The following is a 4,303-nucleotide window of genomic DNA, read 5'->3' as shown; positions in this document are numbered from 1 at the left end:
ACTATGACAACGAATGTAACTGTAAATTGTCCACCAGCTCCAGCAGACGCAAATGCGACGGGAACCGGACCAATAAAAACGGGAACCGGGTCATAAACAAGCCGTCATCATTCTTTAACTTTTTTCTTTTACCCTCGTAGGGATGTAATTGAATTATCGGAAATTTTAGAAAGATAAATTATGGCCGTAATTTATTTAGTAGGAAAAGTTATCAACTTTAATTTATATGCAATAACATGAGAAAAAAAAATCTCTTTTTCATTTTTATCTCCACTATCTTGGTATTTGCAGCTATATGTTATTATCATATTGTTGAGTTGGGTTTTTCTATTGTTGATGACGATTGGATGTTGTTGGACAATCCGATGGTAAGTTCCATGCATGGGGCATTTTCCTGGTTTAAAGATCTGTTTACACATTTTTGGAACATACAATATTCCCCGCTAAACACTATTTATTATGCGGCTATATATCAAATAAATGGTTTTGATCCATATTATTTCCATCTTTTTTCACTGCTTATCCACGTGGTCAACAGTTTGCTGTTGTACTTGCTAAGTGGTCGCCTGTTAAAAATCTTTAATAAAACCCACAATGTAACAGCAATTTGTATACTGGTGTCTTTATTGTGGCTGGTTCTTCCTATCAATGTAGAAACAGTCGCCTGGATATCCGCATCAAAATTACTGTTATGCACAACTTTTACCATAATTAGCCTTATTAGCTTTATCGACATCCTTACGGAAAGAGCAATTTATAGCTATATAATTTGCCTGCTTTCATTTACAGTATCTTTCTTTTTTAAGGAGCAGGCCGTTTTAACACCGATTATGTTGGTTCTGGCGCTTGTATTTTATAAAAAGGTTCAAACTAAAGATATCAGGAATGCCAATTTTTTATTTACGTTCCTGATATTGCTGCTGCTGATTTCTGCTGGTTTTGGTATAGTTACACTAAAAGCTAATAAACCTGCCTTTTATATTTTTCCTCTTTTTCAAAGAATAACCCTGTCGTTTTATTGCTTTCATGTATATATATTTAATTCAATTATACCCATAAGATTAAGATATAATTATCCTTTTCCAATGGATAAGGGAGACGTGCTCCCCACGGTATACTTTATTTTCCCTTTTCTTTTTTTCATAACTATGTTTTTGTTAAAGAGTTATCTTTTTAGCAAAAAATTCCTATTCGAAACTTTTTGTTTTTTACTGTTTGTTGTGCAAATAATGTTAGTGCTTCAGATAGTGCCACTGAACAGACCCGCTTTATTCGCCGACAGGTATATGTACCTATCTTCTTATTTTCTTTTCCTGATTATAGTGTATAATGGTTTTTCCTTTAATATCCGAACAAAATTTAAATATCAGCCAATACTTACCATTCTGTTAAGTTGTTTCTTCTTGTTTTATATAGTATATACTAACGTATTGGTTACCCACTGGAATATAAAAATAATTAAATAATGAAGCATCAAAACAATACACTCCTTATCCTGTCTGGCTTGTTAATAATAACAACCTGCTCCTTTGTATATGTTGTTTTTGCGCGTCCAAGAACCGGCTCTCCTAAGCTTATATACGATAAAAACCAAAGCGATGGCTCTTCGCTATCCGGTGCAGGCAATGTATTTTATCAGGCCTATATCCCACTTTTATTACCAGTTGACGGAATGACTTTAAAAGACACGGTAATGCTTCAGGATACTACGCTAAAAAAGAGGTCGCTGGCATCTGTTGTAAATGGTCGCTCCAGGTTGGTTTTCAGATATTCTTCTAAAGATTGCAGCGTTTGTGTTGATAGCGTTTTAAAGAATTTAGAAAAAAAATTCAAGAGCAAAACGGAGAAGGTTATCATCATCTCTGATAATTTTAACGACAGGGATTTTATTATTAAAACAGATTATGAGAAGCCGGTATTTGCCAAATTTGACTTGTTAGACGATATAAACGGGTTAAATATGGCGCCAATTGAAAATAAAAACCTGCCATTTCTGTTTGTTTTAACCCCTGGTTTACAGGTGCAAAAAGTTTTTCTCCCCTTTAAGGAAGACCTTAAAAAATTAAAAGAGTACCTAAACTATATTGATAAAGATATACACTAAACACCGCCATGAAAATTTTTACAACCTTTTTATGCCTGCTGACAAGCGCATTGGTGCAGGCGCAAACTTACGCCAAGTTGCGTATAGACGTAGGTAATGCTAACGGCGGCCCGGTTTCTGCTATCTTTAAAGATGTAAAATTTATTCCGCTGGAAACAACCAGGGAAAGCTTGTTTGGCAGAATAGAGCACCTGATAGTTACCGGTGATAATTTTATCGTGTATGACAATACAACCAACCAGGTATTAATCTTCACAAAACAGGGAAAATATGTTTCCAAAATAAATGATCTGCCTGGAGCCAAACACACGCAGGGATTAGGCTTTTTCGAGAAAGTTCTTTTTGACTATGCACATAATGAAATTATTGTAATACCCCCATCCTATCAGGAAGCTATACGTAACAAAATTTTTCATTTCAACCTTGCAGGCAAGTTGGTGAAAACTGAGCCTTTTAATAATACGCTCTATTGGGATGCGGAATTACTAAACGGATATTACTTACTAAAGAAGGCCAAACCTGGTAACATAAAAGAGTCTCAGGATCAACAATATGACTATTCCCTGGCAACGGATGGCGTTACTTCAAAAAAAGACATCTTAAAGCACGATACCCTTTTTTATCTTCCACCCGAGGATCGATTGAATGGCGGGGATTTGACATTAAACCATGACAAGGGTAAAAGCTTTGTGATTGCATCGTCAGAATATTATGACAATGCATTTTATAAGATCGATACTTCGGGAGTTACTGATGCCTACAGATTTATTTTTCCTGCCAGTATGACCGTGCCGGCCGATTTTATGCGCGATAAACATTTTGATGGAAGAAGGCAGGATTTTCTGAAAGATCATCCTCGTATGGTTTATTCCATCCAAAATATTTATATCAATGAACACTGGCTGTCATTTAAGTTTTATAATTACGATAGAAAAGACAGTTATATCCTTTACAGCTTAAAAACGGGTATGCCCTATTCATTTGAGCGGATATTGCCAGATCCGTTAAGCTATAACCTGCCAATATTTGATAACTGGCCTTTGATACCTGTAGCTTACGATCAAAAAATATATACCAGCGTTTCATCTCTTAATTTAACACTTGCCTATAAAAACGGACTAAACAGCAGTAGGGCTGTTAACGGCGAGGGATTAACGATGATGAAAAAAATGACCCGGCAACAAAACCCCGCAATTATTGAACTAACCCCGAAAGATAACCTGTAACCCTTCTGATGAATACACTGCGCCAATTACTTTTACTGTTGTTTTCGCTAATCTTATATTCAACCGCCCAGGCGCAGAAAAAAGATCCGGGGCATATAGGCACGGTAAAGGGAGTAGTGCGCGATTCGGTACACAACTATGTACTTCAGGCAACTACGGTAGCTGTTTATAATGCGCAGGACAGTTCACTTATAAATTATCAGCTCACTAATAATTTCGGTGAGTTTCAACTCAGCAATTTACCCGTAGGTGTTAAACTCCGTTTAATTACAAGTTACGCGGGCTATAAAACCTTAGTGCAAACATTGATCATTGCACCGAAAGACCCGAAGCTTGATTTGAAAAACATCAATATGGAACGCCATGAAATAGAATTAAAAGAGGTGGTGATAAAAGCCCCGCCTCCTGTACAAATGAACGGCGATACGCTGGAGTTTAATGCCGATGCTTTTAAACTGGATAAAAACGCTGTAACAGAAGATTTACTGCGCAAACTGCCCGGTGTAACCATTTGGGGCGATGGAGATATAACCGTTAATGGCAGGAAGGTAAGCAGCGTGCTGGTTAACGGAAAACCATTTTTTAGTGGTGTTACTAAAATAGCCACACAAAACCTGCCTAAAGACGCAGTGGATAAAATACAGGTTTATCAGAAATTAAAAAACCAGGATAATCCGTTGGATTCAACTACGGAAGTAAATATAAAGCTAAAGAAAGATAACAGTTCGGGGCATTTTGGCAAATTGGGGGGCGGGTATGGCACAAATAAACGTTATGAGACTGATGTCAGCATCAATTCCTTTACAAGCCTTACACAGTTTGGTATTGTAGGCGCTGCCAACAACATTAACAAAGTTGCCAACAACGTAAGTACACTGATGGGCAATAGCACCTACAAGGGCGTAGGTGCAAATGTTACCTATCAACCCGATTTTAGTATGCAAGGCATCAATAAACCTATCACCGGTGGTTT

General features: G+C 37.0%; 2 protein-coding genes and 1 pseudogene. All 3 read left to right on the top strand.

Annotated features, from left to right (window positions below):
* The first annotated feature begins 1,465 nt into the window (after positions 1-1,465).
* Positions 1,466-2,104, top strand: coding sequence for a hypothetical protein (locus VF500_RS26895; RefSeq protein ID WP_330862622.1), 639 nt, complete (start codon positions 1,466-1,468; stop codon positions 2,102-2,104).
* An 8-nt stretch (positions 2,105-2,112) separates the two neighbouring features.
* The gene (locus VF500_RS26890; RefSeq protein ID WP_330862621.1) at positions 2,113-3,330 is read left to right on the top strand and encodes a 6-bladed beta-propeller; all 1,218 of its coding nucleotides are present in this window, start codon (positions 2,113-2,115) and stop codon (positions 3,328-3,330) included.
* 8 nt (positions 3,331-3,338) lie between these two features.
* Positions 3,339-4,303, top strand: a pseudogene (locus tag VF500_RS26885) (hypothetical protein); the annotation flags it as partial.

This window comes from Mucilaginibacter sp., from assembly GCF_036383575.1.
GTDB lineage: Bacteria > Bacteroidota > Bacteroidia > Sphingobacteriales > Sphingobacteriaceae > Mucilaginibacter.
Note: the sequence above shows the minus strand (reverse complement) of the source record. Positions and strands in the feature narration are given on the sequence as shown.